23 protein-coding genes are annotated in these 22,793 nt (G+C 61.9%); 9 read left to right on the plus strand and 14 right to left on the minus strand.

Features of this window, described 5'->3' with window-relative positions:
- Window positions 1-78: 78 nt before the first annotated feature.
- On the minus strand, window positions 79-1,884 hold the full coding sequence (locus HU144_RS14175; protein ID WP_235351856.1) for an ABC transporter family substrate-binding protein: 1,806 nt from the start codon (window positions 1,882-1,884) through the stop codon (window positions 79-81).
- A 248-nt stretch (window positions 1,885-2,132) separates the two neighbouring features.
- Here HU144_RS14175 and HU144_RS14180 point away from each other — a divergent pair, with 248 nt between their 5' ends.
- Window positions 2,133-2,723 (plus strand): hypothetical protein, encoded by a 591-nt coding sequence (locus HU144_RS14180; protein ID WP_235351857.1) that lies wholly within the window; start codon window positions 2,133-2,135, stop codon window positions 2,721-2,723.
- Here the strand turns inward: HU144_RS14180 and HU144_RS14185 are convergent, their stop codons facing one another.
- The 5 genes from HU144_RS14185 to HU144_RS14205 form a co-directional block, all read right to left on the minus strand.
- Window positions 2,724-3,380 (minus strand): MBL fold metallo-hydrolase, encoded by a 657-nt coding sequence (locus HU144_RS14185; protein ID WP_235351858.1) that lies wholly within the window; start codon window positions 3,378-3,380, stop codon window positions 2,724-2,726.
- Window positions 3,381-3,387: 7 nt separating this feature from the next.
- Window positions 3,388-4,458, minus strand: a complete 1,071-nt coding sequence (locus HU144_RS14190) for an NADH:flavin oxidoreductase/NADH oxidase (protein ID WP_235351859.1) — start codon at window positions 4,456-4,458, stop codon at window positions 3,388-3,390.
- A gap of 29 nt (window positions 4,459-4,487) precedes the next feature.
- Entirely contained in the window at window positions 4,488-6,083 is a 1,596-nt protein-coding gene (locus tag HU144_RS14195; protein WP_235351860.1) for an SLC13 family permease, read from the minus strand.
- A 42-nt stretch (window positions 6,084-6,125) separates the two neighbouring features.
- The gene (locus tag HU144_RS14200) at window positions 6,126-6,893 is read right to left on the minus strand and encodes an alpha/beta fold hydrolase (protein ID WP_235351861.1); all 768 of its coding nucleotides are present in this window, start codon (window positions 6,891-6,893) and stop codon (window positions 6,126-6,128) included.
- 63 nt (window positions 6,894-6,956) lie between these two features.
- A complete protein-coding gene (locus HU144_RS14205) occupies window positions 6,957-7,598 on the minus strand; it encodes a thymidine kinase (RefSeq protein ID WP_096162928.1) in 642 nt (213 codons plus the stop codon).
- A gap of 161 nt (window positions 7,599-7,759) precedes the next feature.
- Here HU144_RS14205 and HU144_RS14210 point away from each other — a divergent pair, with 161 nt between their 5' ends.
- The 3 genes from HU144_RS14210 (at window position 7,760) to HU144_RS14220 (ending at window position 11,192) form a co-directional block, all read left to right on the plus strand.
- Window positions 7,760-9,988, plus strand: coding sequence for an NADP-dependent isocitrate dehydrogenase (locus HU144_RS14210; RefSeq protein ID WP_235351862.1), 2,229 nt, complete (start codon window positions 7,760-7,762; stop codon window positions 9,986-9,988).
- A gap of 67 nt (window positions 9,989-10,055) precedes the next feature.
- Window positions 10,056-10,544, plus strand: coding sequence for a LapA family protein (locus HU144_RS14215; protein ID WP_235351863.1), 489 nt, complete (start codon window positions 10,056-10,058; stop codon window positions 10,542-10,544).
- Between the two features lie 3 nt (window positions 10,545-10,547).
- Window positions 10,548-11,192 (plus strand): 4'-phosphopantetheinyl transferase family protein, encoded by a 645-nt coding sequence (locus tag HU144_RS14220; RefSeq protein WP_235351864.1) that lies wholly within the window; start codon window positions 10,548-10,550, stop codon window positions 11,190-11,192.
- A 59-nt stretch (window positions 11,193-11,251) separates the two neighbouring features.
- Here the strand turns inward: HU144_RS14220 and HU144_RS14225 are convergent, their stop codons facing one another.
- A complete protein-coding gene (locus tag HU144_RS14225) occupies window positions 11,252-11,659 on the minus strand; it encodes a hypothetical protein (RefSeq protein ID WP_235351865.1) in 408 nt (135 codons plus the stop codon).
- A 31-nt stretch (window positions 11,660-11,690) separates the two neighbouring features.
- Window positions 11,691-13,121 (minus strand): MocR-like pyridoxine biosynthesis transcription factor PdxR, encoded by a 1,431-nt coding sequence (pdxR, locus tag HU144_RS14230; protein ID WP_096146849.1) that lies wholly within the window; start codon window positions 13,119-13,121, stop codon window positions 11,691-11,693.
- Between the two features lie 144 nt (window positions 13,122-13,265).
- Between pdxR and pdxS the strand changes: the two genes are divergently transcribed.
- From pdxS to HU144_RS14245, 3 genes are read left to right on the plus strand one after another with little or no spacing between them, the layout of a single operon-like run.
- Window positions 13,266-14,147, plus strand: coding sequence for a pyridoxal 5'-phosphate synthase lyase subunit PdxS (pdxS, locus tag HU144_RS14235; RefSeq protein ID WP_235351866.1), 882 nt, complete (start codon window positions 13,266-13,268; stop codon window positions 14,145-14,147).
- A complete protein-coding gene (gene pdxT, locus HU144_RS14240; RefSeq protein ID WP_235351867.1) occupies window positions 14,144-14,725 on the plus strand; it encodes a pyridoxal 5'-phosphate synthase glutaminase subunit PdxT in 582 nt (193 codons plus the stop codon). The genes pdxS and pdxT overlap by 4 nt, the downstream gene beginning before the upstream one ends.
- A 10-nt stretch (window positions 14,726-14,735) precedes the next feature.
- On the plus strand, window positions 14,736-16,316 hold the full coding sequence (locus tag HU144_RS14245; protein ID WP_235351868.1) for a helicase HerA-like domain-containing protein: 1,581 nt from the start codon (window positions 14,736-14,738) through the stop codon (window positions 16,314-16,316).
- On the opposite strand, the gene HU144_RS14250 is transcribed toward HU144_RS14245, so the two are convergent.
- The 6 genes from HU144_RS14250 to HU144_RS14275 form a co-directional block, all read right to left on the minus strand.
- Complete coding sequence (locus HU144_RS14250; RefSeq protein WP_235351869.1) at window positions 16,313-17,317, minus strand: diacylglycerol/lipid kinase family protein; 1,005 nt, start codon at window positions 17,315-17,317, stop codon at window positions 16,313-16,315. The two genes, HU144_RS14245 and HU144_RS14250, sit on opposite strands and share 4 nt — an antisense overlap.
- Window positions 17,271-18,353 (minus strand): winged helix DNA-binding domain-containing protein, encoded by a 1,083-nt coding sequence (locus HU144_RS14255; RefSeq protein ID WP_235351870.1) that lies wholly within the window; start codon window positions 18,351-18,353, stop codon window positions 17,271-17,273. The genes HU144_RS14250 and HU144_RS14255 overlap by 47 nt, the downstream gene beginning before the upstream one ends.
- Before the next feature lie 43 nt (window positions 18,354-18,396).
- Complete coding sequence (locus HU144_RS14260) at window positions 18,397-19,704, minus strand: carboxylesterase family protein (RefSeq protein ID WP_235351871.1); 1,308 nt, start codon at window positions 19,702-19,704, stop codon at window positions 18,397-18,399.
- Window positions 19,705-19,714: 10 nt separating this feature from the next.
- Entirely contained in the window at window positions 19,715-20,224 is a 510-nt protein-coding gene (locus HU144_RS14265) for a phosphoribosyltransferase (RefSeq protein ID WP_198395436.1), read from the minus strand.
- A gap of 59 nt (window positions 20,225-20,283) precedes the next feature.
- Window positions 20,284-20,757: a DUF2087 domain-containing protein gene (locus HU144_RS14270; RefSeq protein ID WP_235351872.1), complete on the minus strand. Its 474-nt coding sequence runs from the start codon at window positions 20,755-20,757 to the stop codon at window positions 20,284-20,286.
- Between the two features lie 184 nt (window positions 20,758-20,941).
- Window positions 20,942-21,322, minus strand: coding sequence for a YchJ family protein (locus HU144_RS14275; RefSeq protein WP_328284298.1), 381 nt, complete (start codon window positions 21,320-21,322; stop codon window positions 20,942-20,944).
- Between the two features lie 55 nt (window positions 21,323-21,377).
- On the opposite strand from HU144_RS14275, the gene HU144_RS14280 reads away from it, so the two are divergent.
- Together HU144_RS14280 and HU144_RS14285 are read left to right on the plus strand one after the other, a co-directional pair.
- Entirely contained in the window at window positions 21,378-21,956 is a 579-nt protein-coding gene (locus tag HU144_RS14280; RefSeq protein WP_235351874.1) for an HhH-GPD-type base excision DNA repair protein, read from the plus strand.
- Between the two features lie 134 nt (window positions 21,957-22,090).
- Window positions 22,091-22,732: a hypothetical protein gene (locus HU144_RS14285; RefSeq protein ID WP_235351875.1), complete on the plus strand. Its 642-nt coding sequence runs from the start codon at window positions 22,091-22,093 to the stop codon at window positions 22,730-22,732.
- Window positions 22,733-22,793: the final 61 nt, after the last annotated feature.

Raw genomic sequence — 22,793 nt, forward strand, 5'->3', positions numbered from 1 at the left:
AAAACGCCGCTGTGGGGATCACAGAGTGATCCCCACAGCAGCTGGGGGTGAAGGAGAACCGACCGCGTCAGTCGCGGATCAGTTGGTCTCCCACTCCCAGTAGTTCCAGAACATGGTCGGTGACACGGCCGTGGACTTCACGTTCTTGACCTTGTCACGGTAGATCGTCAACTCAGGGAACTGGAAAATCGGTGCGCCGAAGGCGTCCTCGCTCAGCTGCTTCTCCATGTCGACGAGCAGCTTCTCCTGCTCGTCTTCCTTGGACACGAGCAGCTTGTCGAGGATCTTGTCCATCTTCTTGCTCGAGTAGCCGCCGTAGTTGTTCTGCGCGCCGGTGCGGAAGTTCGCATCGTTCTCGGTGACTCCGGTACCTTCCGACTGCCAGCCGAACAGCGAGACATCGTAGGTGCCGTCGCCGAGGCGGGTGCCCCAGTTGACGTCTCCGACGTCTTCGATCTTGAAGCCGGCCTTCTCAGCCGATTCCTTGATGAGCTGGAACTCCTGCTGACGACGCGAGTTCGTGTTGTCGTACATCACGCGGACCTTGGGTGCATCGGCGCCGGCCTCTTTGAGAAGCTTCTTGGCTGCGGCGATGTCGACGTCGGTGGCGTCGGCAACACCGTTCTCCTTGGTGATCGCGTCGTACATCGGCGAGCCGGGAACCTGCGAGTATGAATCGCGGGTGACGGCCTTGTCGTTGAGCGGCTTGATGATCTTGTCGACGATGTCCTTACGAGGAACGGTCTTGAGGAACGCCTGACGAACCTTCTTCGCCTTCTCCTTATCGCCGCCATGGGCCTCTGGGTCGAAGGGACCCTTGTTGTCGAAGGTGAAGTCGACGTGCTCGTAGGTTGCGCCGTCGGCCGCATCGACGCTCACACCGTCAAGGTCTTCAGCAGCGGAGAGGACGTCGGCCGTGGCCTGTGGCTGGGTCATGTCGACTTCGCCGTTTTCGATCGCCTGGATCATGGCCATCGGGTCGCCGTTGTAGCGAACCGTGACGGTGTCGACCTTCGGCTTGATCGGTCCCGTGTATTTGTCATCGAGTTCGAGAGTGACGTACTGGCCCTCTTTGAAGTCAGTCATCTTGTACGGACCGTTGTGGACGAGGAGATCCTTGTCCTTGGGCATCGAGGTGAAGTCGAAGCCCGTGTTCCAAGTATTCGAGATCTTGGACAGCTTCTTGGTGTCCTTGTCCTTGATCGCCTTGAGGATCGCCTGCTTGCCCTTTTCGGGATCGTCGACGCCCAGGGCCTTCTTGGCCACGATATGAGCAGGGAGTCCGACGCCGTCGGCACCTGTGCCGAATTCGGTCTGCCAGTCGGCATAGGGCTTGGAGTAGGAGAGAGTAATCTCCTTACCGTCTTCCGAGATCTCCGGGAAGTCCTTGACCAGTGCCGAACCGGCAGTGGACGAGTCGAAGTAGACCGTCTTCGCGTCGTTTTCCTTGACCGAACCGTCGTCAGCGTTGTTCTGCTCGACGGTGTTGAAGTTGGCCGAGGTGCCGGCCCAGGTCAGAGCCAAGTCGGCCGCATCGACCGGAGTGCCATCGGACCATTTGGCATCGTCGTTGAAGGTGTACTTGACCTTCAGCGGGTCTTCTGAGACTTGCTCGACCTTGCCCAGAGATCCGTCTTGGACCTCGAGTTCACCGTCGTAGTATCCGAAGTTGTCATTCATCATGTAGGTGAGAATGGCGTTCGATGTGGCGTTGCCGTTGGCCGTCAATGTGTTCATCGACCGGAAGGATTCGTTCCATCCGATGTTGATGCTTGATTTCTCTGACGACTTCTCATCGTCTCCGCCGCCGGGGGGTGTGCACGCAGTGAGCACCATTGCTGCTGCGGCAACTGAGGCTCCGGCCGCGAGGAAGCGCTTATTCACGTTCTCTCCTTGTTGTCATGAGGCTGTTTCGCCCGTGTAGCCACGCCCACAATCCGGGGCGTGATGCGCTCGATCACTCCCTGGTCGGGAGTGTGACCGCGTTCATGTTTTTCACATGGAATTCCTCAAAGTTAATTCACGCGACACTGTGACAGAGTCCACATGCTGAGCATATTTCACAATCGTTACTGTTTCGAGACCAAGGAAACATGCACGCAACCTGCAGTCTCAGTGGATAGGATGTTCAGGTGGTGAACAGTGAGATGGATCGCAATTCAGGGAACAATCAACCGACGATCGTGCGGACGACGAGCTCCACAGTGCTCTTCATCGTCATCGCGGGGCTCTGCGTGATCGGCTTGGGCTCAATCATCGTCGGAGACTTCACAATACGAGGCCTGGCCGTGGCGGGAATCCCGGTCGCCATCATCACCGTCGTCTACGCCCTCTACCGGTTTCCTCGCGTCGAGCTCAGGCACAAGGAGATCGCACTGATCAATCCCATGCAGTCCACACACATCCCGTGGAACCTCGTCGACGGGTTCGACATCCACTTCGGACTCGGGGTGCGCACCCATGAGAAGGTCTACTCGTCGTGGCCCTTGGCCGGCAGGGGTAAGAAGATGGAGAAGGACGAACACGGCATCCGCAGGCTGATGGACAATCCGAATCCCGCTGTCGATACCGTGCTCGACCGCTACTCCGGCCTCAGCGACGAGGAGCTGGCGAACCCTCGCGGCGAACGCACCATCACAACTTCGTGGAATTTCGGTATCATCGCCGCACTTGTGACTGCCATCATCTGGGCAGGCATCGGCTTCGCCGCCCTGCCCAGCTGATCACCAGCCGCGTTCGCGCCATTCGCTCAGCTTCGGGCGTTCTTCGCCCAGCGTCGTGGAATCACCATGTCCGGGCAGCACCTTCGTCTCATCGGGCAGCTGGTCGAAGACCCGCTCCTCCAGATCGTCCATCAGGGAGGTGAAGTCCTCTGTGCTCCAGGTCTTGCCGGGTCCACCGGGGAACAGCGAATCTCCTGAGAAGAGGATCGTCTCTCCCCCGTCGCGCAGCAGCAGGGCGATCGATCCCGGCGTGTGACCGCGGAGGACGATCGCCTGCAGGACGAAGCCGCCGAAGTCTCCGACGTCGAGGTGGTCGACCGTTCGCGTGATCTCTACGCCCTCAGCCGCTGTGATCGCCTCCGCATCATCGCTGCCTGCGATCGTCATCGCATCGGGGAACTCCGCCGAGGTGGCCGGAAGAGCCCGAATATGATCCCAGTGCTGGTGTGTGGTGATGATCGCGTGCAGCTCAGGATCTGCCGAGGTGTCCTCGGTCCCCGAGGCGATGAGATCCTTGATCGCCTCAGCATCGTCGGCTGCGTCGATGAGGACCTGGGACCCTGATTCCTTGGCCGTGATCAGGTAGACGTTGTTCGCCATCTCGGACACTGCGATGCTGCGGATGACGACGTGTTCGGTTTCGATAGTGTTCGTCATTGTCGGTTCACCATGCTCCTCTTGTGTACTGCGGTGGATACGGTCCCGGTTCGACTCCGAGATCGTGGGCTGCTCGCTGCGGCCAGGCCGGTTCGCGCAGTGCCGCCCGGGCCAGGAAGATCGCGTCGGCCTGTTCCGAGGCTAGGATCGTCTCCGCCTGTCCAGGATCGGTGATGAGGCCGACGCTGCCTGTTCTCACACCTTCTGCGCGGATCGCCGCCGACAGCGGCACCTGGTATCCGGGGCCGACGGGAACCTTGACCGGGAAGTTGCCTCCGGAGGAGACATCGATGAGGTCGACACCGCGTTCCTTGAGGTCACGGGAGACCACGACGGCCTCGGCGATGTCGAAGCCGCCTTCACGCCATTCGCTGGCAGAGAGACGGACGAATACGGGCACCTCCTCGCCCACGGCCGCGCGCACGGCCTGGTAGGTCTCGGTCAGCATTCGCGAACGTCCGGCGAGGTCGCCGCCGTACTCATCGCTGCGTTCATTCGACAGCGGAGACAGGAACGAATGGAGCAGGTAGCCGTGGGCGGCGTGGAGTTCGACGAGGTCGAACCCGGCATGGATGGCTCGGACAGCGGCCGCGGCGAAGGCATCGACCACCTCGGCGATGTCGTCCTTCGTCATCTCCTGCGGCGCGTCGTATCCGGGATAGGCGATGGCGCTGGCACCGAGGGTGGGCCAACCGCCCTCGGATTCGGGGACGCTGCCCCGAGGGTTGCCCTCGAAAGGACGGTAGGTGCTGGCCTTGCGGCCCGCGTGTGCCAGCTGCACACCGATGCGACTGCCCTGCGAATGGACGAAATCGGTGATCGAGGACCAGGCTTCTGCCTGATCGTCATTCCAGATGCCGGCATCTTGAGGTGAGATTCGTCCCTCGGGGAGGACAGCAGAGGCCTCGGTGAGGATGAGCCCGAACCCGCCCTGGGCACGCGCGCCCAGGTGAACGAGATGCCAGGTGCTGGGCATCCCATCTTCGGACTCGCAGGAGTACTGGCACATCGGGGCGAGCCAGATGCGGTTGGCGATCTCAGTTCCGCGCATTGTCATGGGTGAGAAGAGTTGAGTCATGCCACCAGTCTGCCAAGATTTCTCGTCGTTCAGAGCACGATGTTGAATACTGGTACGGCCAAGACATACACCGTGACCGTGATGAGGACGATTCCGATGACATTGAGCCACAGTCCGCCTTTGACCATCTGCGCCACCGTCACATATCCCGAACCGTAGGCCACGGCGTTCGGCGGTGTCGCAACGGGAAGCATGAATGCGCATGTCGCGGCCAGAGCCACCGGAATCGTCAGCAGCAACGGATCGAGGTCAAGTCCCAGCGCCACCCCGCCGACGACGGGAACGAAGGTGGCCGCGGTCGCGGTATTCGAGGTCAGCTCCGTGAGGAACAGGATGATCAAGGCGAAGATCGCAACGACGAAGACTGTGGGCAGGACTCCCAATCCGCTCGTGGACTTGCCGATCCACTCAGTCAGTCCCGAGGAGGAGAACTGCCCGGACAGGGCCAAACCACCGCCGAAGAGGAGGAGCACACCCCAGGGCAGCTTCTCGGCAGTGTCCCAGTCGAGGAGGCGGACTCCGCGATTGGCTCCGCCGGGAATGAGGAAGAGGAGGAGACCGATGACCATCGCGATGCCCTCATCGCTGATCGGTGGCTCCTCGAAGATCAGCGGCAGGGAGATCCAGCTGACTGCGGCGAGGACGAACATGCCCAGCACCAGCTTTTCCCCGGTCGACATCGGACCGAGCTTCTGCAATTCCTCACGGATGAGTTCCCGACCGCCGGGGATCTCATCGATCTCAGGCTTGAACAACACTTTGACCAGAAGGAACCAGGCGATGACCATCATCACGACCGCTAGAGGGACCCCGACGAGCATCCACTGGCCGAAGCCGATGGAGATGTCGTGGTTGTCCTTGAGGTAGCCGACGAGGAAGAGGTTCGGCGGTGTGCCGATAATGGTGCCGAGGGACCCGATTGATGCCGAATAGGCGATGCCCAGCATGAGTGCTGTGCCGAAGTTGGACTTCACCACTGCGTCGAGCCCGGTGTCGTCCTGACTGTCGTCCGAGTCCGCGGCGTCGGTGCCCGAAGCGTCGGTGACGGCTCCTCCGATGACCTTGCTCACGATCATCAGGACGGAGATTCCGATGGGCAGCATCATCACCGCCGTCGCCGTGTTCGATACCCACATGGAGACGAAGCCGGTGGCGATCATGAACCCGGCGATCATCGGTCCCGGCTTGTTGCCCATGACGGACAGCGTGATGAGGGCGATTCGCCGGTGCAGGTTCCATCGTTGCATGGCCAGGGCGATGAGGAATCCACCGAGGAACAGGAAGATGATCGGGTTGCCGTAGGACGCACCGACGGTGTCCATCTCGACCTCGGTGCCGAAGACGGGAAAGGCCACGAGCGGCAGCAGAGAGGTAGCCGCGATCGGCAGCGCCTCGGTCATCCACCACACAGCCATCAACACGGCGACAGCAGCTGTCAGCTTCGCGCCGTGCTCGACCCCGTCGGGCATGATCGCATAGACGAGGGTCGACAGGATGAGCCCGAGCAGGAACCCAGTCCAGCGAATGCGCACCGCCTGCTTGGACAACCCAGGGGCCCTCTCACCCGGTGAGAGTTCATTGAGCTCGACGGAGTTGTCGGTTCGTGAGTGCTGTTCCTGAGTCATCTGCGCTCCTCATTGAGCAAGATCGGATGCTGTGGACTACATCTACACCCTACTCAAGAACGCCTCGATGTGGTCGAAGACGATGTCGGGATGTTCGGCCATCGGCAGATGAGCCGCATCAGGGATGACGACCATCGCTGAGTCGGCCACCTGTGCCGACAGCTCGGTCATGGCCTCGGGGGTGCAGCCCGGATCCTGTGATCCGGCGATGAACAGGGTCGGCGTGGTCACGGCCTCAAGGCGCCCAGTCACGTCGTATTGCGTCACAGCCCTTGCACAGGCGATATAGGCAGCATCATCGATCATTGCCAGGTCCGTGAGGATGGCCGGTCCCGATGCGATGTCCTCGGTGAGGAAACCGGCGGCGAACCACCGGTCGGCGGTGTCGTCGAGCTGGCCGCGGGTGCCGTCCTCGGCGACGTCCTTGATTCGCTCGGCCCAGGATTCGTCGGTGCCGAACTTCGTCGCCGTCGCACAAGCCACAAGACCGGTCAGCGAGTCAGGGTGTTCGAGTGCCAACGTCAGTCCGATGCCGCCCGAGATCGAGACACCGCAGTAGGTGAACTTCTCCACGCCCAGTTCAGCCAGGCTGGTCACGAGCCCGGCTGCGAGATCGGAGACCGTGAAGTCCGCGCCGTCATCGGTTCGAGGAAGTGTGTGACCGGGAAGATCGCTGAGGTAGATCTGGTAGTCATCGGCGAATCTGGCCGCGACCGCGGCCCAGAGGGAGACCCTGGTGCCGAGGGCGTTTCCGAATACGATGGCCGGTGAACCCGGATTGTCATTGAGGGGGTGGACTGCAATGCGCAAGAGTGCTCCTAGCGAGGTTCGAGATCAGATGAGATGTTCGAGGTCAGGAGTGCTGTTGGAAGGTCAGGAGACCACCGCACTCAGCCTACCGCCCGAGTACTGGAGATAACAGCGTGGGCACAGTGATTCATAGGTCACCGCATTGCCGTCGATGGCCACCTGGTCACCGTCGAAGATGAATTGGCCGTCGACGAGCCGTCCGTTGAACATCGCCTTGCGTCCGCAGCGGCAGATCGTCTTGAGCTCTTCCAAGGTGTGAGCAATCTCAAGTAGTCGGGCAGAGCCGGGAAAGGCCTTGGTCCGGAAATCGGTCCTGATTCCGTAGCACATCACCGGCACCGAGGCGTTGGTGGCGATGCGCATGAGCGAATCCACCTGGAGCGGTTCGAGGAACTGAGCTTCGTCGATGAGCAGGCAGGCCACGCGGGCCTTAGGCGTGTCGATGGATTCGAGCAGAGCATCATGATCGACGTAGTCAGCGTGCTCACGGTAGATGGTCTCAACGTCGGAGCCTGCGGGGATGAGGAAGTCGACTTCTCTGGTCACACCGAGGCGGGAGACGATCTCACCGGCACCCTTCGTATCGATGTGGGGTTTGGCCAGCAGAACTCGCTGGCCGCGTTCCTCGTAGTTGAAGGCGGCCTGCAGCAGGGCGGTCGATTTTCCGGAATTCATCGCCCCGTAACGGAAGTAGAGCTTGGCCACCGTCGTCCTCTCACTGGTGTTCGTAATGATTTCTCAACTGTTCGTGATCATTGTCTAGTTGTGTGTGACGAAACAGAACCCTACCGGGAAGCTGAGCACAACCGGGGCAACGGTAGGATGGGGTGGTCAAACCCCAAGACGATGTGGAGTAGTCCATCACCATGGCCAAAATCATTTATACGCGCACCGATGAAGCGCCTCTCCTGGCGACGTACTCGCTCAAGCCGATCATCGAAGCATTCGCCACCTCAGCGGGCGTCGAGGTCGAGACCCGAGACATCTCCCTGGCCGCGCGTGTACTGGCACAGTTCACCGATCGCCTTCCTGCAGACCAGCAGGTCGCTGATTCTCTGTCGGAACTGGGCGATCTGGCCAAGAAGCCAGAAGCCAACATCATCAAGCTGCCCAACATCTCGGCTTCCGTCCCCCAGCTCAAGGCCACCATCGCCGAGCTCCAGTCCCAGGGCTATGAACTGCCCGACTACCCGGACGAGCCGTCGACCGATGATGAGCGCGATGCCAAGGCTCGCTATGACAAGGCCAAGGGCTCAGCAGTCAACCCGGTCCTGCGTGAGGGCAACTCCGATCGTCGCGCACCACAGGCAGTGAAGAACTTCGCGAAGGCCCACCCTCATTCGATGGGTGAGTGGTCTTCTGATTCGAAGACCAATGTCGCCACCATGGCCGCCGGGGACTTCCGTGACAATGAGAAGTCCGTTGTCATCCCGGCCGATGACACCCTGCAGATCCGTCTGCGTCCCGCCTCGGGCGAAACCGTCGTGCTCAAGGAATCGCTGCCGGTCCTCGCCGACGAAGTCATCGACGCCACCAAGATGGATGTGGCTGAACTCCACAAGTTCCTCAAGGCCCAGATCGCACGGGCCAAGGACGAAGGCATCCTGTTCTCCGTCCACCTCAAGGCCACCATGATGAAGGTCTCCGACCCGATCCTCTTCGGTCACGTCATCGAGGCGTTCTTCCCCGAGGTCTACGCCGAATACGGTGCAGCCCTCGCCGAGGCGGGTCTGACCTCGGACAACGGACTGGCCGCCATCCTCGGCGGGCTCGACGCTCTCCCGGCCGACGTGGCCGAGGGCGTCAAGGCCGGTATCGAGAAGGGCATCGCCGAAGGCCCCTCCCTGGCGATGGTGAATTCCGATAAGGGAATCACCAACCTGCACGTGCCCTCCGACGTCATCGTCGATGCCTCAATGCCGGCGATGATCCGCGTGGGCGGCAAGATGTGGAACAAGGACGACGCGACCCAGGACGCCCTGGCCGTCATCCCCGACTCCTCCTACGCCGGTGTCTACCAGACCGTGGTCGAGGACTGCCGTGCCAACGGCGCCTTCGATCCGACCACGATGGGCACCGTTCCCAACGTCGGACTCATGGCCCAGAAGGCCGAAGAGTACGGCAGCCACGACAAGACCTTCGAGATCGCCCAGGACGGCGTCGTCGAGGTCGTCAACTCCGCCGGCGAGGTCATTCTGTCCCATAGTGTCGCCGCCGGTGACATCTGGCGTGCCTGCCAGACCAAGGACATCCCGGTCCGTGACTGGGTCAAGCTTGCTGTGACCCGTGCCCGCCTCTCCGACACCCCTGCCGTGTTCTGGCTCGACGAGACCCGCGCCCACGACCGCAACCTGCGGGCCAAGGTCGAGGCGTACCTCGGTGACCACGACACCGAGGGCCTTGATATCCGCATCATGAACCCGGTCGAGGCGACTCAGTTCTCGATTGATCGCATTCGCCAGGGCAAGGACACCATCTCGGTGACCGGCAACGTGCTGCGCGACTACAACACCGACCTGTTCCCGATCCTGGAGCTGGGCACCTCGGCGAAGATGCTCTCCGTGGTTCCGCTCATCGCCGGTGGCGGCCTGTTCGAGACGGGTGCCGGCGGTTCGGCCCCGAAGCACGTCCAGCAGCTGGTCGAGGAGAACCACCTCCGCTGGGATTCGCTCGGCGAGTTCCTCGCCTTGGCCGAATCCTTCCGCCACGAGTTCAACGTCCACGGCAACGCCCGTGCCGGTGTTCTCGCCGACACCCTCGACGCAGCAACCGGCAAGTTCCTCGAAGAGAACAAGTCGCCCTCACGCAAGGTCGGCGAGATCGACAATCGCGGCAGCCACTTCTACCTCACCCTCTACTGGGCGCAGAACCTGGCCCAGCAGACCACGGACGAGCCTCTGGCCGAGGCCATCAAGCCTGTTGCCGAAGCTCTCGAGACCAACGCCGATAAGATCTCGGCCGAACTCCTCGAAGTCCAGGGAAGCCCTGCCGACCTGGGTGGCTACTACTACCCGGAGGAGGCCAAGCTCGACTCGGTCATGCGGCCTTCGGCTACGCTCAATGAGATCATCTCCACCCTGAGCGCAAAGGTCTGATCTGACTTCTTCAGGTCAGACGCAGCAACACCTCACTCATGCGCCCATCAGCGACTATGATGGGCGCATGAGTACTCAAGACCCACGTGGCGAATCACAGACGCCCGACGAGCTGCTGGCCGAGACGCAGTCCGTGCTCGGCGACGAGGATCCGGCGACCGGCAGCACCCGCGAGGTCGCACCGACTCAGCAGGTTGATCCGACACAGCGCATCGAATCCGAGCAGCAGACCGAACCGGCGCAGCGCGAGGACCCGACTCCTGCGGGCAAGGAAGCCGAACTGGCACAGCTCAAGGGCGGCTCCGGCATGTCGGCGGGAATGTGGGCATCCCTCATCCTCGGCGCCGTCATCGTCGTGCTCCTGCTCATCTTCATCCTGCAGAACAACGTCCCCGCCGACTTCCGGTACTTCGGTTGGCAGTTCCAACTGCCCCTCGGCGTTGCCATGCTCTTCGCCGCGATCGGCGGAATCTTCATCGCCGGCATCATCGGATCCGTGCGCATCTTCGTGCTCAACCGCAAGCTGAAGAAGATCTCGAAGGCTCTGGGCCGCTGATACATGGAGTCCCACCCCGGTTTCACACTCCTGCCCACCCAACTCGATTCGACCATCGTCCTCGCCGACACTGACGCCGAGGCCGAATGGGCGCGCATCGATCTCTCGTCGCTGACGAAGCAGGAAATGAATTATGCGACGGAATTCGAACCCGATGCCGCGGCCACCTGGGCTGCAGGTCGAGTCATCCTCCGTCATGTCCTCGGCACACACCTGGACCGCGACCCTGCCGACATCGAGATTCGCCTCGACTCGGCCGGCAAACCGCGAGTTGAGGAATGCGAATTCTCCGTGACTCGGGCCAGGCGCTTGGTTCTCGTCGCCGTCGCCGACGATCCCATCGGGGTCGACCTCGAAGCTGTGCCCGAGCATGCGGTTGCCGCCGAGGCGATGGCATTGCTTCACCCGAAGGAGCGAGTCGAACTCGAGCAGGTCGCAGCCTCCGATCTGGCAACAGACTTCGTGCGCGTGTGGGCCCGGAAAGAAGCCTTCCTCAAGGCTCTGAGCACTGGCCTGGCACGCGACCCTGGGATGGACTACATCGGCGCCGGGGCGTCACCCAGCTCTCCGCACCCCGACGTCGAGATCTTCGACCTGGAGTCAGGCCTGCCCGCGGGCTACCACGCCGCCATCGCGTTCAACCGCTGACGGTCACTCGCTGAGGGTCACACGCGGTCAGCCGCGTTCTCAGTGCCAGACGGTTTCAGTCACTCGCTGCGCCTTGTGGCAGCACCGGAAGCCTCGTCCTCGGCGAAATCGGGGCCATTGGCCCCGGTGGTGAACACGACGGCAATGGCCAACGAGCCGAGCGCCGTGTAGCCGAGCCAGACGAAGCCTGCCGCCGAGCTGCCGACGAGGGCGAGGATCACGGCGATGATCGTCGAGACCACCCAGAGCGAATCGAATATCGCCAGGTACTTCACATGGCTCTTCTCACCCTTGCGGGCGCCGTAGGAGATCTCCGTGGCAGCGCTGAGGAAGAGCAGGACGATCGCCGTGATCGCCAGCCACCTGGGCGCGAGCAGGAATGACTCGACCGCGGGAAGAAACGCCCAGAGTGCGACCGCGACGAGCAGTTTGAAGACGCCATCGGCGACGAAACCGAATTTCATCATTCCCCGATCCTACTCAACCACTCCTGCCGGATCATCTCTCGTCGGCCTCACCCAGTAGCGACTGCGCCGTCTCCAACGCCTGGTGCAGCACGGCGGCTTCGACGTTCGAGTGGGCGATGACGATACCGTGCCTGACGTCACTGTCCGCACTCCATCCGGCTGCCAGCGAAGCCACAAGGATCCCTCGCTCTGCCAGGTCGGTGCGAAGCTGTGCCGCGGTGGCCTCTCCTGTCTCGATGACGAGGGTTCGACCTTCGTGGACGAGACCGGGAATCGAACCGACCTGAGCAAGGACCGCCTCGGCGGCTCTGAGCCTGCGCCGACCACGCGAGATTCTGCGCCGCAGCCCTCCCGAACTCAGATACGACGCGATCGCTGTCTGCATGACCGGTGAGAACGCCGGGCCCAAGGCAGTGCGCATGATGCTCAATCGGCGGCCGAGCTCCCCGTGGGCGATGATGTACCCGGTGGACACGGCAGAGGTCAGCAAAGTTGAGAACGTGCCGATGTGGACCACCTGTGCCGGAGCGTCGGTGGACACCGCGAGATCGTAGAGGGTGGGCACCACTGTGCGGGCATAGCGGGCTTCGCTGTCGTAGTCGTCTTCGATGACGATGACGCCGGTCGCCTGTGCCCATTCCAGGAGTCTGACCCGTCGGTCGATGGGCATGGTGGTCCCATGCGGGAACTGGTGGTTGGGAGTCACGACGACCGCGCCGAGGTAGCCAGCGGTGCCTTCAGGCAGCTGTGTCGTGTCGATCGGCTTGAGATCGCGATCCGACATGGCCTGACGCAGTCCCGGAAATCCGGGGTTCTCGACGCCGATCGCACCCTCGACTCCCGTCGTGATGAGCAGGCGGAGCCCATCCCGGGATCCGCTGGTGAGGATGATGTCATCGGGGTCGACGCTCATCCCCCGCGTCAGGCGCAGGTGGTCGGCGATCGCCCATCTGGTCTGCGGCTGACCCAAGGGATCGATCGGACCCGGATCGATGTCGAGCGAATCACGCCATGCTCTGCGAAACGCGGGTTCCTGCAGCGGGTTGTCTCCGCCGAATCCGGGACGCAGGTCGACGAAGCTGCGCAGCCTGCGTCGTGGAACCTGCGGTGGGCGCAAACGCGGGTTGCGTGTGCGCGCGGTGTTCGGCAGCTCCGGGTTCACCCGTGTGGCTGAGCGTTCGGCCGTGGTGAGGAACCCTTCGACGACGAGTTGGGCGTACGCGGTTTCGACTGTCCCACGCGAGACATCGAGGTAGGCGGCCAGACGCCTGCTGGCAGGCACCGGCTCTCCGGGTCGAACCGCTCCGGCGGCGATGAGTCGTCTGATCTCCGCCACCAGCTGATCAGGCAGCGGCGTCGGCACATCCCGGTCGATGTCGATGGGCAGTGCGATCCCGTCGGCCCGGGGCAGGACTGTGTCCGGCGGTGCATCATCGGAGTGCGTCGGCTGAGTTGGAGGCATGCATCGATCATACTGGCCTAAAACTTTTCATGTTTTCTGGCACTCCTGGTAAGCCACTTGGGGATCTAGTGTTGTGGTGAACGGCCGTTCTCACCGATCAACTCGCCCATCACATCGGGCTCACCGCAAACTGAAAGCACGACAATGACACAGACACAGACCCTGCTCAACACCGGCCTGGCCCAGATGCTCAAGGGCGGCGTCATCATGGACGTCGTCAACGAAGAGCAGGCACGCATCGCGGAGGCAGCCGGAGCCTCGGCCGTCATGGCGCTCGAACGTGTGCCCGCCGACATCCGCGCTCAAGGCGGAGTGGCCCGAATGAGCGACCCCGACCTCATCGACGGCATCACCGCTGCCGTGTCGATCCCGGTCATGGCCAAGGCCCGTATCGGGCATTTCGTGGAAGCTCAGATCCTCGAGACTCTCGGTGTGGACTACATCGACGAATCCGAGGTCCTCTCCCCCGCAGACTTCGTCAATCACATCGACAAGTCCGTGTTCAAGGTTCCCTTCGTCTGTGGTGCGACCAACCTCGGCGAGGCTCTGCGGCGCATCACAGAGGGCGCGTCGATGATCCGTTCCAAGGGTGAGGCAGGCACCGGTGACGTCTCCGAGGCGATGCGCCACCTGCGGACCATCAACTCCGAGATCAGAGCCCTGGGCGCCAAGAGCGAGGACGAGCTCTATGTCGCGGCCAAGGAGCACGCGGCCCCGTACCACCTGATCAAGCAGGTCGCCGACCTGGGCCGACTGCCCGTCGTGACCTTCGTCGCCGGCGGCATCGCCACTCCGGCGGATGCTGCCATGATGATGCAGCTGGGCGCCGACGGCGTCTTCGTCGGATCCGGCATCTTCAAGTCCGGAAACCCCGAGGCCCGTGCCAAGGCCATCGTCGAGGCGACCACCCACTTCGACGATCCGATCGCCGTGGCGAAGGCCTCACGTGGGCTCGGCGATGCGATGGTCGGCATCAACGTCGCAGATGTTCCAGCACCCCACCGCCTGGCGGAGCGCGGCTGGTGAGAGTCGGCGTCCTCAGCCTCCAGGGAGCCTTCCGAGAACACCTCGGTGTCCTCGACTCCCTGGGGGCCGACTCCTGCAAGGTCACCAGACCCGAGCACCTTGAGAACATCGATTCCATCATCCTGCCCGGCGGTGAGTCATCGGCCATGGTGCGCATCGCCGCCACGACTGAGCTCTTCCCCGCACTCGGAGAGAAGATCAGTGCTGGACTGCCGGTCTTCGGCACGTGCGCCGGGCTCATTCTTCTCGCGGATCGACTCACGGATGCTTCGTTGGACGGTTTCGACCGCCTCGGCGGGCTTGATGTGACTGTGGCTCGCAACGCCTACGGCAGGCAGCGGGAATCCTTCCGTGCACCAGTTCAGGTCACCGGCCTCGACGGCGCATTCGACGCGACATTCATCCGGGCCCCGCAGATTCTGGATCTGGGGACCGGTGTCGACGTACTCAGCGAATACGCCGAGGTTCCCGTGCTGGTGCGGCAGGGAAATATCTGGGGCGGCAGCTTCCATCCGGAGCTTGGGACGGATCTGAGGATCCACGAAGAATTCCTGCACAGCCTCGGCGCGACCGTGTAAAGATTGAACCATGACGAATGAGACGCTGCAGAAACTCAAGTCCGGATACACCTTCGATGCGCAGACCTTGGATCTGGGGGTGGCGCTGAACGAGGACGGCCCCGACAAGGACACGCCCATCTCGATCCCTCTGTCGATGCTCAACCGGCACGGACTTGTTGCCGGCGCCACCGGCACCGGTAAGACGGTGACCCTTCAGGTCCTGGCCGAGCAGCTCTCTCGCGCTGGTGTTCCCGTCTTCGCGTCCGACATCAAGGGCGACCTGTCGGGAATCGGTGCGGCGGGCCAGGCTTCTGACAAGCTGAACACACGACTCGAGGCCTCGGGCCAGGAGTGGAAGTCATCGGCCAACCCCACCGAGTTCTACACGTTGGGAGATTCGGGACTGGGAACTCCGCTGCGGGCCACCGTCACCTCATTCGGACCGATCCTGCTCTCGAAGGTCCTCGAGCTCAACGACACCCAGGAATCGGTGCTCTCACTGGTCTTCCACTATGCCGACACTGCCGGTCTCGCGCTGCTCGATCTCTCTGACCTACGCGCGGTGCTGAACTTCCTCACCTCCGATGAGGGCAAGGCCGATTTGGAAGACATAGGTGGGGCGTCGAAGGCCACCGTCGGTGTCATCCTGCGAAAGATCTCCGAGCTCTCTGCTCAGGGCGGCGATGTGTTCTTCGGCGAACCCGAATTCGACACCGCCGATCTGCTGCGCCTTGACGACAACGGGGCTGGAATCGTCTCTGTCCTCGAGCTCCAGAAGCTCAATCAGTCCCCTGCGCTCTTCTCCACGTTCCTGATGTGGCTGTTGGCCGACCTGTTCCAGGATCTGCCAGAGGTCGGCGATGCCGACAAGCCCTCACTTGTGTTCTTCTTCGACGAGGCGCACCTGCTCTTCGCCGATGCCTCGAAGGCGTTTCTGCAGTCGGTGACGCAGACTGTGCGTCTTATCCGTTCGAAGGGCGTCGGGGTCTTCTTCGTCACGCAGACTCCGAAGGACGTCCCCGATGATGTGCTGGCCCAGTTGGGTTCGCGCATTCAGCATCAGCTGCGGGCGCATACTCCCAACGATGCCAAAGCGCTGAAGTCGACTGTGCAGACGTTCCCGAAGTCCGACTACGATCTCGAGGAGCTGCTCACTTCGCTGGGTATCGGCGAGGCGATCGTGACGGTGATGGACCCGGAGGGTGCTCCCACGCCCGTGGCTCCGACGAGGATGCGTGCACCCGAGTCGCAGATGGGACCGATGTCCGAGGATGAGATCAAGGCCGCTGTTGCGGCTTCTCCGCAGCATGAGAAGTACGGCACTGCCATCGACAATGAGTCTGCTCGCGAGATCCTCACGAAGCGCCTGGAGGCAGGTTCTGAGGCCCATGACGAGGAGCAGGTGGCCACGGACAAGGTTGCGTTCCCGGAGGACTCGCAGGGCTCCCGGTCGGGGTCAGGTTCGCGGTCGTCTTCGGGGTCGAAGCAGAAGGAGGACGACAGCATGTTCTCAAAGGTCGTGAAGTCCTCGGCGTTCAAGCAGTTCACTCGCACTGCGGTCCGAGAGATCACACGCGGAATCTTCGGCACCTCCCGTCGTCGCCGCTAGTTCGGCGCTAAGACCGCCAGCGAGGTCGTCCCGGCGCGCAGGTCCAGCCGGCGGCAGTCACCGATGAGGTCACCATCGAGCTGGACCGGGGCCGGAGCCTCAAGGCGGATGCTGAGTTCAGTTCCTCGCCAGTAGTGCATCGAGGGGTGAGATGCCGGTCGGCGGTTCACACTGGCCCAGCCGATCTGCGCCCATTCGACGAGGCGGTCACCGGGTTGTGTCGACCTCAGCTCTACAGCGAGAAATTCGAACTTACCTGCGCCCACCTCGGCGTGGTCGAATACCGGGATTGGTCCGGCAGGTCGAGAAGTCTTCGCTGCCATCACCGACCACACCTCGGTGACGGTCGTGCCCTCGAACTGTGGGCTGGCCGGGTGTGGGTCCTTGAGTCGGGCCTTGATCAGTGGGGTGAAGAGCGCCCGGCTGGCACCGTAGGCATAGCCGAGAACTCCCAACCTGAGGGCCGCCGGCAATCGCGCGTTCTCGGATATTGCGATCGCATCTCCCCCGATTCCTGCCAATGACACGAAGTGCTCACGGCGTGAACCAGTCGAGGTGAAACAGTCTGCTTCGTTCACGGGAACGTGGCAGACGGGCATCGACCGGGACCCCAAATGCATGTCGGCCAGCTTCAGCGCATACCCCGCCGATCGGATTCCGATGTGCTTGGACAGGACATTCGCAGTTCCGGTCGGAATGATGAGCACGGGCACCCGCGCGGCGGCCAGCACTGGAGCACTGGCTCGCAGTGTGCCATCACCTCCGAGCACGACGATGAGGTTCGCACCCCAGTCAAGCAGTTGCGAGGTCTGCTCGGTCCCCGGCCACTGCGGTGTAGTTGTTGCGCTGCGATACGTGATCCGTTCCCGTTTGAGGACCTCGACGAGTCGAGCGTAGGCCCGCATGGTTCGTGCGTGCTTCGGGTTGGCGAGGACTCCGACCTTCATCGCAGCCTCAGGCGAAGGCCGGATGAGAGGCGGCAACAGACTCGGCGCGGTCATAGTCGACAGCTTGGTTGTCGAAGGGCTCGATGATCAGACGTGGTCCGGTCTTGCGCGGTGAACGCTTCCACGTTGCCCGTGCCTTGGTGCCGTCGATGAGGGTGTTCTTGAACATGCCGTTGCCGCCGGGGACGACGAGCTTCTCATGCGCCGGATCCAATGTGGCACTGCGGTCCTTGTAGCCGAGGATGATCTCGTCGAATCCGGGCAGCAGCAGGAGTTCGTTCGCCTGTGACTGGGTCTCGTGCAGGCGATCGTCCAATTCGGGCGATTGGTAGTGCTCTCGGTCCTCGATGCTGACCTCGATGATCTCGCCGTCGGCGACGGCTGCGGCGATGGCTTTGCGCACCGGGGTCTTGGGCAGTCCCGTCCACCGTGCGGCATCGTCGATCGTCACGGGCCCATGGCTGAGGACGTAGCGTCGCATCCATTCGTGCAGAGCGGCCTCAGCGTCGAGTTCGACAGGGTTCGGGATCCATTGGTCGGTGAGGACGTATTTCATATCGTCTTTGCCTTCGACCATCGGTCCCTGGGCGATGATGTTGCGCAGTGCCAGGGTGGTGATGAGGTAGCGTTCGTGCCCGTATTCCTTGCCTGCCTGTAGGGGTGCGAAGGCATCGAGCAGTTCCTGGCGAGTGAGGGGCCCGCGGGCACGGATCGCCTCTTCGGCCAACTGCGCTGCGGCGTCGACCATGGCATCGTCGATGCCGAAGACCTCTCGCCGCTTCGCCACGGCTTTCAAGGTCCGCTGTCCGGTCAGCCCGAGAATCCATCCGAGATCTGCAGCTGCGGCCAGGTGGATCGTTCCTCGCTGCGTCCATGTGCGGATGATGTGCCCGGAATCCATCGCCTCACGGACGGCAGCGACCGAGGTTCCTGTGCGCAGCGCGATTGAGACCAGTGCACCACCGAGCGCCTGAGCTTGGACGCACCCGAGATCTCGGACCACCGACTGTGCCGTGACGTTGTCCGACCGTGCAGAATCGATGAGTCCCTGGGAGATCAGACGGGCGGCTGAGACCTGGTGTGAGTCCATGTGCCCACGATAGTCCACGGCACTGACGCGACCCGGAGCTGGATCACCCGAGGATGTCGATGAGTCCGGGCACAGGCACCCGCGGCAGTGCGCCGGAGGTCGTGAACCGTCCCCAGATTCTGCGCAGCTCCGGACCGGCGATCTGCGCCGATTCGCCGTAGTCGAGGAAACTGTCATGCCAGACGTCGCCCGGGAACAGCAGAGGAAGGTCCCCGGAGTGTGCTGCGTCGAAGAAGCTGCCATCGCCGCGGGAGACGATGAGGAGGCGTGTGCCTTGGCCGCCTGCCATGCGGTGCCGATCGTAGAATTCTTTGGCTGCACGAGTGTAGACCGCCGAGGTGATTCCGGAGATCAGCGATTCGAGCATCGGGGAGGTCAGGTGCCGATTATGGAGTCGACGGAAGGCCGGGACGAAACCAGCGAAGAAGGCGATCTCGCGTTCGGTGCGGGTCATGAGCACGTCGTATTTGCGTGCGGCTTCTGACCATGCGGCGTCGGTGTCGGATTTCGCCGGCAGCGGGTAAGCGCCGTAATGGACGCCGAAGCACATACCGGCGTGCAGTCCACCGACCAATGCCGCCCTGTGCACTTCGTCCTGTGCGGCGAGGATGTCGTCGACGCTGGCGTCGGGGTCGATCTTCTCTGCGACCTTCGCCATGGCCCAGTTCATCGGTTCGGTGCCACCGGCGAGTCCCAGTGGCGCCGAGGCCAGGATCACGCGGTGGAAGAGGTCATCGGTCGCCTCGGCGATCATCAGGTGCGCGCAGGCGTCAGCACCCGCGCTCTGCCCTGCGATCGTGACATTGTGCGGGTCTCCCCCGAAGGCCGCAATGTTGCGCTGGACCCAGCGCAGAGCCGAGATCTGGTCGAGGAGGCCGAGATTGGAATGTTCAGGTTTGCCCGTTCCCAAGAATCCCAAAACGCCGAGGCGATAGGTGACCGAGACGACGATGATGTTCTGTTCCTCGACGAGGGTATGCGGATCGTAGATCTCCGCATCCCCGGCGCCAGCGACATAAGCACCGCCGTGGATCCACACGAGCACAGGCAGCGTTGAGTGGTCTTCGTCTGTGTCCACGGGAGTTGTCACGCTCACCCGCAGACAGTCTTCACTGGTGGGCAGGCCGCCGAGCTGGTCAAAGGTCATTCCCGCGTTCGGGTCGCGCCGGTACTGCGGACTTCCGGGACCGGGCTCTCTGCCATCGATGACGTCTGCGGGCGGTTCATCGACGGGATGGGCGAAACGCCGCGCGCGGGCATACCGGATGCCCCGAGCGCGGATCACGTTGCCGTCGACGTAGGCTCGGACCCGACCGCACGGGGCATCGACGTCCCGCCAGGCGTTCATCATGGCCTGCAGCTTATTTGGAGGCGACGACCGGGGGCTCGGCCGACCAGGGGAAGACGATCCACTGATCCGTGCGCTTCCAAACGAAGTCCGGGTCGATGATGGATGCTGACTTTGCGTAGATCACTGCGGACTGGGCTTCGGCGCCGTGCTTCTTCAGCAATTCGAGGACCAGCGCGAGGGTGCGCCCTGAGTCTGCGACGTCGTCGACGACGAGCAGCTTCTTTCCTCTGATGGCCTCGATGTCGAGCATCGGTGCCAAGAGAATCGGATCGGGCAGAGTCTCATGGACATCGGTGTAGAACTCGACGTTGATGGCGTCGGAGAGCTTGAGGCCGAGTGCATAGGCCAGTGCACCGGCTGGCAGCAGGCCGCCACGGGCGATTGCGATGACGATCTCGGGGTCGTAGTCGGAGTCGGCGATGGTCTGCGCCATCTCCCTGGCCGACGTACCGAATGTGTCCCACGTGAGGATCTCTTTGTCGTTGAGATCGGTCGAATCGGCGTGGTATGCCTGGCCCATGAAGACTCCTAGTGAATGCCCGTTGTTTTCCCGAGCTTCAAGGATACGTGGTCACCGACTCAGCGCAGAAACGTCTCGAAGGCAGCCGTTTCCTGGACGAGGTTGACACTGCGCTCAGGCAGCGGATCGTTCACCCAGTACTGACCGGTGTGCCCATCGCGACTCAGGTATCTGTAATCGATGAGTTCCCGACGCAGTCGTGCAAAATCCGGATGGAAGGCTTCGAGGATCGAGTTGACGTCCTTCTCACGGTAGATCCGGTCGGTCTCGAACACTCTGAGAATCTCCAACAGGATGACGACGAGCGCCTTGCGCTTCGAAGGGATGGACACCAGGCGGCCATCGCTCATGAACGTTCTCACCGTTTTGGCCCTGAAGGCTTCTGCCGTGGGATCTGTCGGCGGTGATTCGCTGTGGCTCTGATGCTCGTGGACTCGGCCCTCCAGCAGTGCAGCGCGGGCGGAGGTGAAGTTCTCCCCCGTTGAACTCATGCGCTGACGAACGAGATGTTTGAAGTCTTTGTGCTTGGTCATGGCGTTTGATCCTCAACAACCAAGTCTCCCCCAGCACGAAACCTGGTCTGGAGATCACCGTGACAGGTTCGTCCGAGGATTCTCTCCCCTTCACCGGATGGTCAGTGAGCTGGGATCACGACCGAGGTTGGGCGATGGATGCGCCGCTGCCAACAGTATAGACACAGTTCGTTGGTGACGCCGATCAGTCGATGGCATCGAGGTAGACCCAGCGTCCGGCCCTGCGAACGAATGAGGAGTTCTCCTCAAGTGTGTGTTCGCCGAGGTGGTCTCTGCAGGTGACGCGAAAGTGCACCGTTCCCGTTTCCTCGGATTCCGATCCGCCTGTCGTGCCGATGATCTTCAGGCTCAACCAGGTGGTGTCGGTGTCGAGCCCGATGTCGGCCGGCCTGGTCTTGGCGTGCCAGGTGCGGAAGAGGTGGTCTTCGTTTCCGCGGGCGAATGCGGTGTAGCGGGAGCGCATGAGTGCCTCAGTAGTCGTTGGCCATGCCTGTCCGTCCAAGGCGGGACGGCAGCAATCGTCATAGTCGGCGCCGGGCGGCATTCCAGAACAAGGGCAGATCATGACTCGATGGTATCTCTGAGGTGCTTGCGGGCCGGTTACATGCCACTATGGACGCATGAGTTCAGTTTTCCTCTCCGGCAACTCCGATGCCGACGCCCTCCTTGCCGATGACCCTTTCGCCCTGCTGATGGGAATGCTGCTGGACCAGCAGGTGCCGATGGAGGTGGCGTTCGCTGGGCCTGCGAAGCTTGCTGAGCGTCTGGGCAAGCTCGATGTGGTCGAGATTGCTGAGATGAATCCGGATGAGTTCCTGGAGAAGTTCTCGATCAAACCGGCGGTGCATCGTTTCCCGAAGTCGATGGCCACAAGGGTGCAGAAGCTCGCAGCGGAGATCGTCGACGAATACGATGGCGACACTTCAGCTATCTGGACATCCGGAGATCCGACTGGCCCCGAAGTTCTCAAACGCCTGAAGAAGCTGCCTGGCTTCGGCGATCAGAAGGCGAAGATCTTCCTCGCACTCCTCGGCAAGCAGTTCGATTTCAACGCTGATGGATGGCGAGAGGCAGCTGGTGACTACGGTGATGAAAACAGCCGTCGTTCAATCGCCGATGTGGTCAATGAGGACACCTTGCTGGAAGTCCGCGCGTTCAAAAAGCAGCAGAAGGCCGCCGCGAAAGCCGCTAAGAAGTAAGTCCACTCACTTCCGGGCAAGTTATCCACAGATTCAACTTCGCCTGTTCTCAAAGTCACGGTTCTCGCATAATGTAGAGATTCCGGGCGCGATTCGTACATCTGCGCCGGAGTTCTCGACCACAGAGGCGTGGAATGAAGACTGGATATGGCGGACGTATCCGCTATCGAACGACGACAGCACTGACGTTGGCAGCGGCCCTTGCACTGCCCCTCGTACTCTCAGGATGCGAAGACCATTCCCCAGTCGCCGCACCGACATCGACACTGCCTGCCAAGGATTCTTCCCCGGTAACTGATCCGCAGCCGACGATCCCCGCGTACGAGACCGAACTCGATTTGAGCCCCGAGGAGACGGAAGCCGTTGAAGGTGCGTTGGTGGCGTTCGAAGGGTACATCGCCACCATCAACCGTGTGTTTTCTTCTGGCGGGAAAGACAATAAGAACACAGATAAATTCGCCCGCGATGGCTCACTAAAATCACTCGAAACCGAAGCCCAGACTATGCGCTCCAAAGACCAATACATGGCGGGAAACTACAAATTCTATGATGTCCAAATTGAGTCCGTTGCCTTACCTGATAGTGATTCCGACGATGACGCCGTAACTATCCTGTTCTGTACCCGAGACTCAGACTGGAGCGTGGTTAATCAGGGAGAGCCGCTTCCTTCGGTCTCGCCAAAGGGAATCACGATGCAACATGTAGTCACCAAAGTAGAGGGCGAGTGGAAAGTTGCGAATCAATATCTGCGGAGCAAAGAGTGCGCAGACGCCTAGAGAATACACAACTAATCATCTTCAGCGCAGTTATCTTCTTATCCATAGTTGTGCCGTTTCC

Origin of the sequence: Brevibacterium sp. UCMA 11752, assembly GCF_021532235.1 — a bacterium.
GTDB lineage: Bacteria > Actinomycetota > Actinomycetes > Actinomycetales > Brevibacteriaceae > Brevibacterium > Brevibacterium antiquum.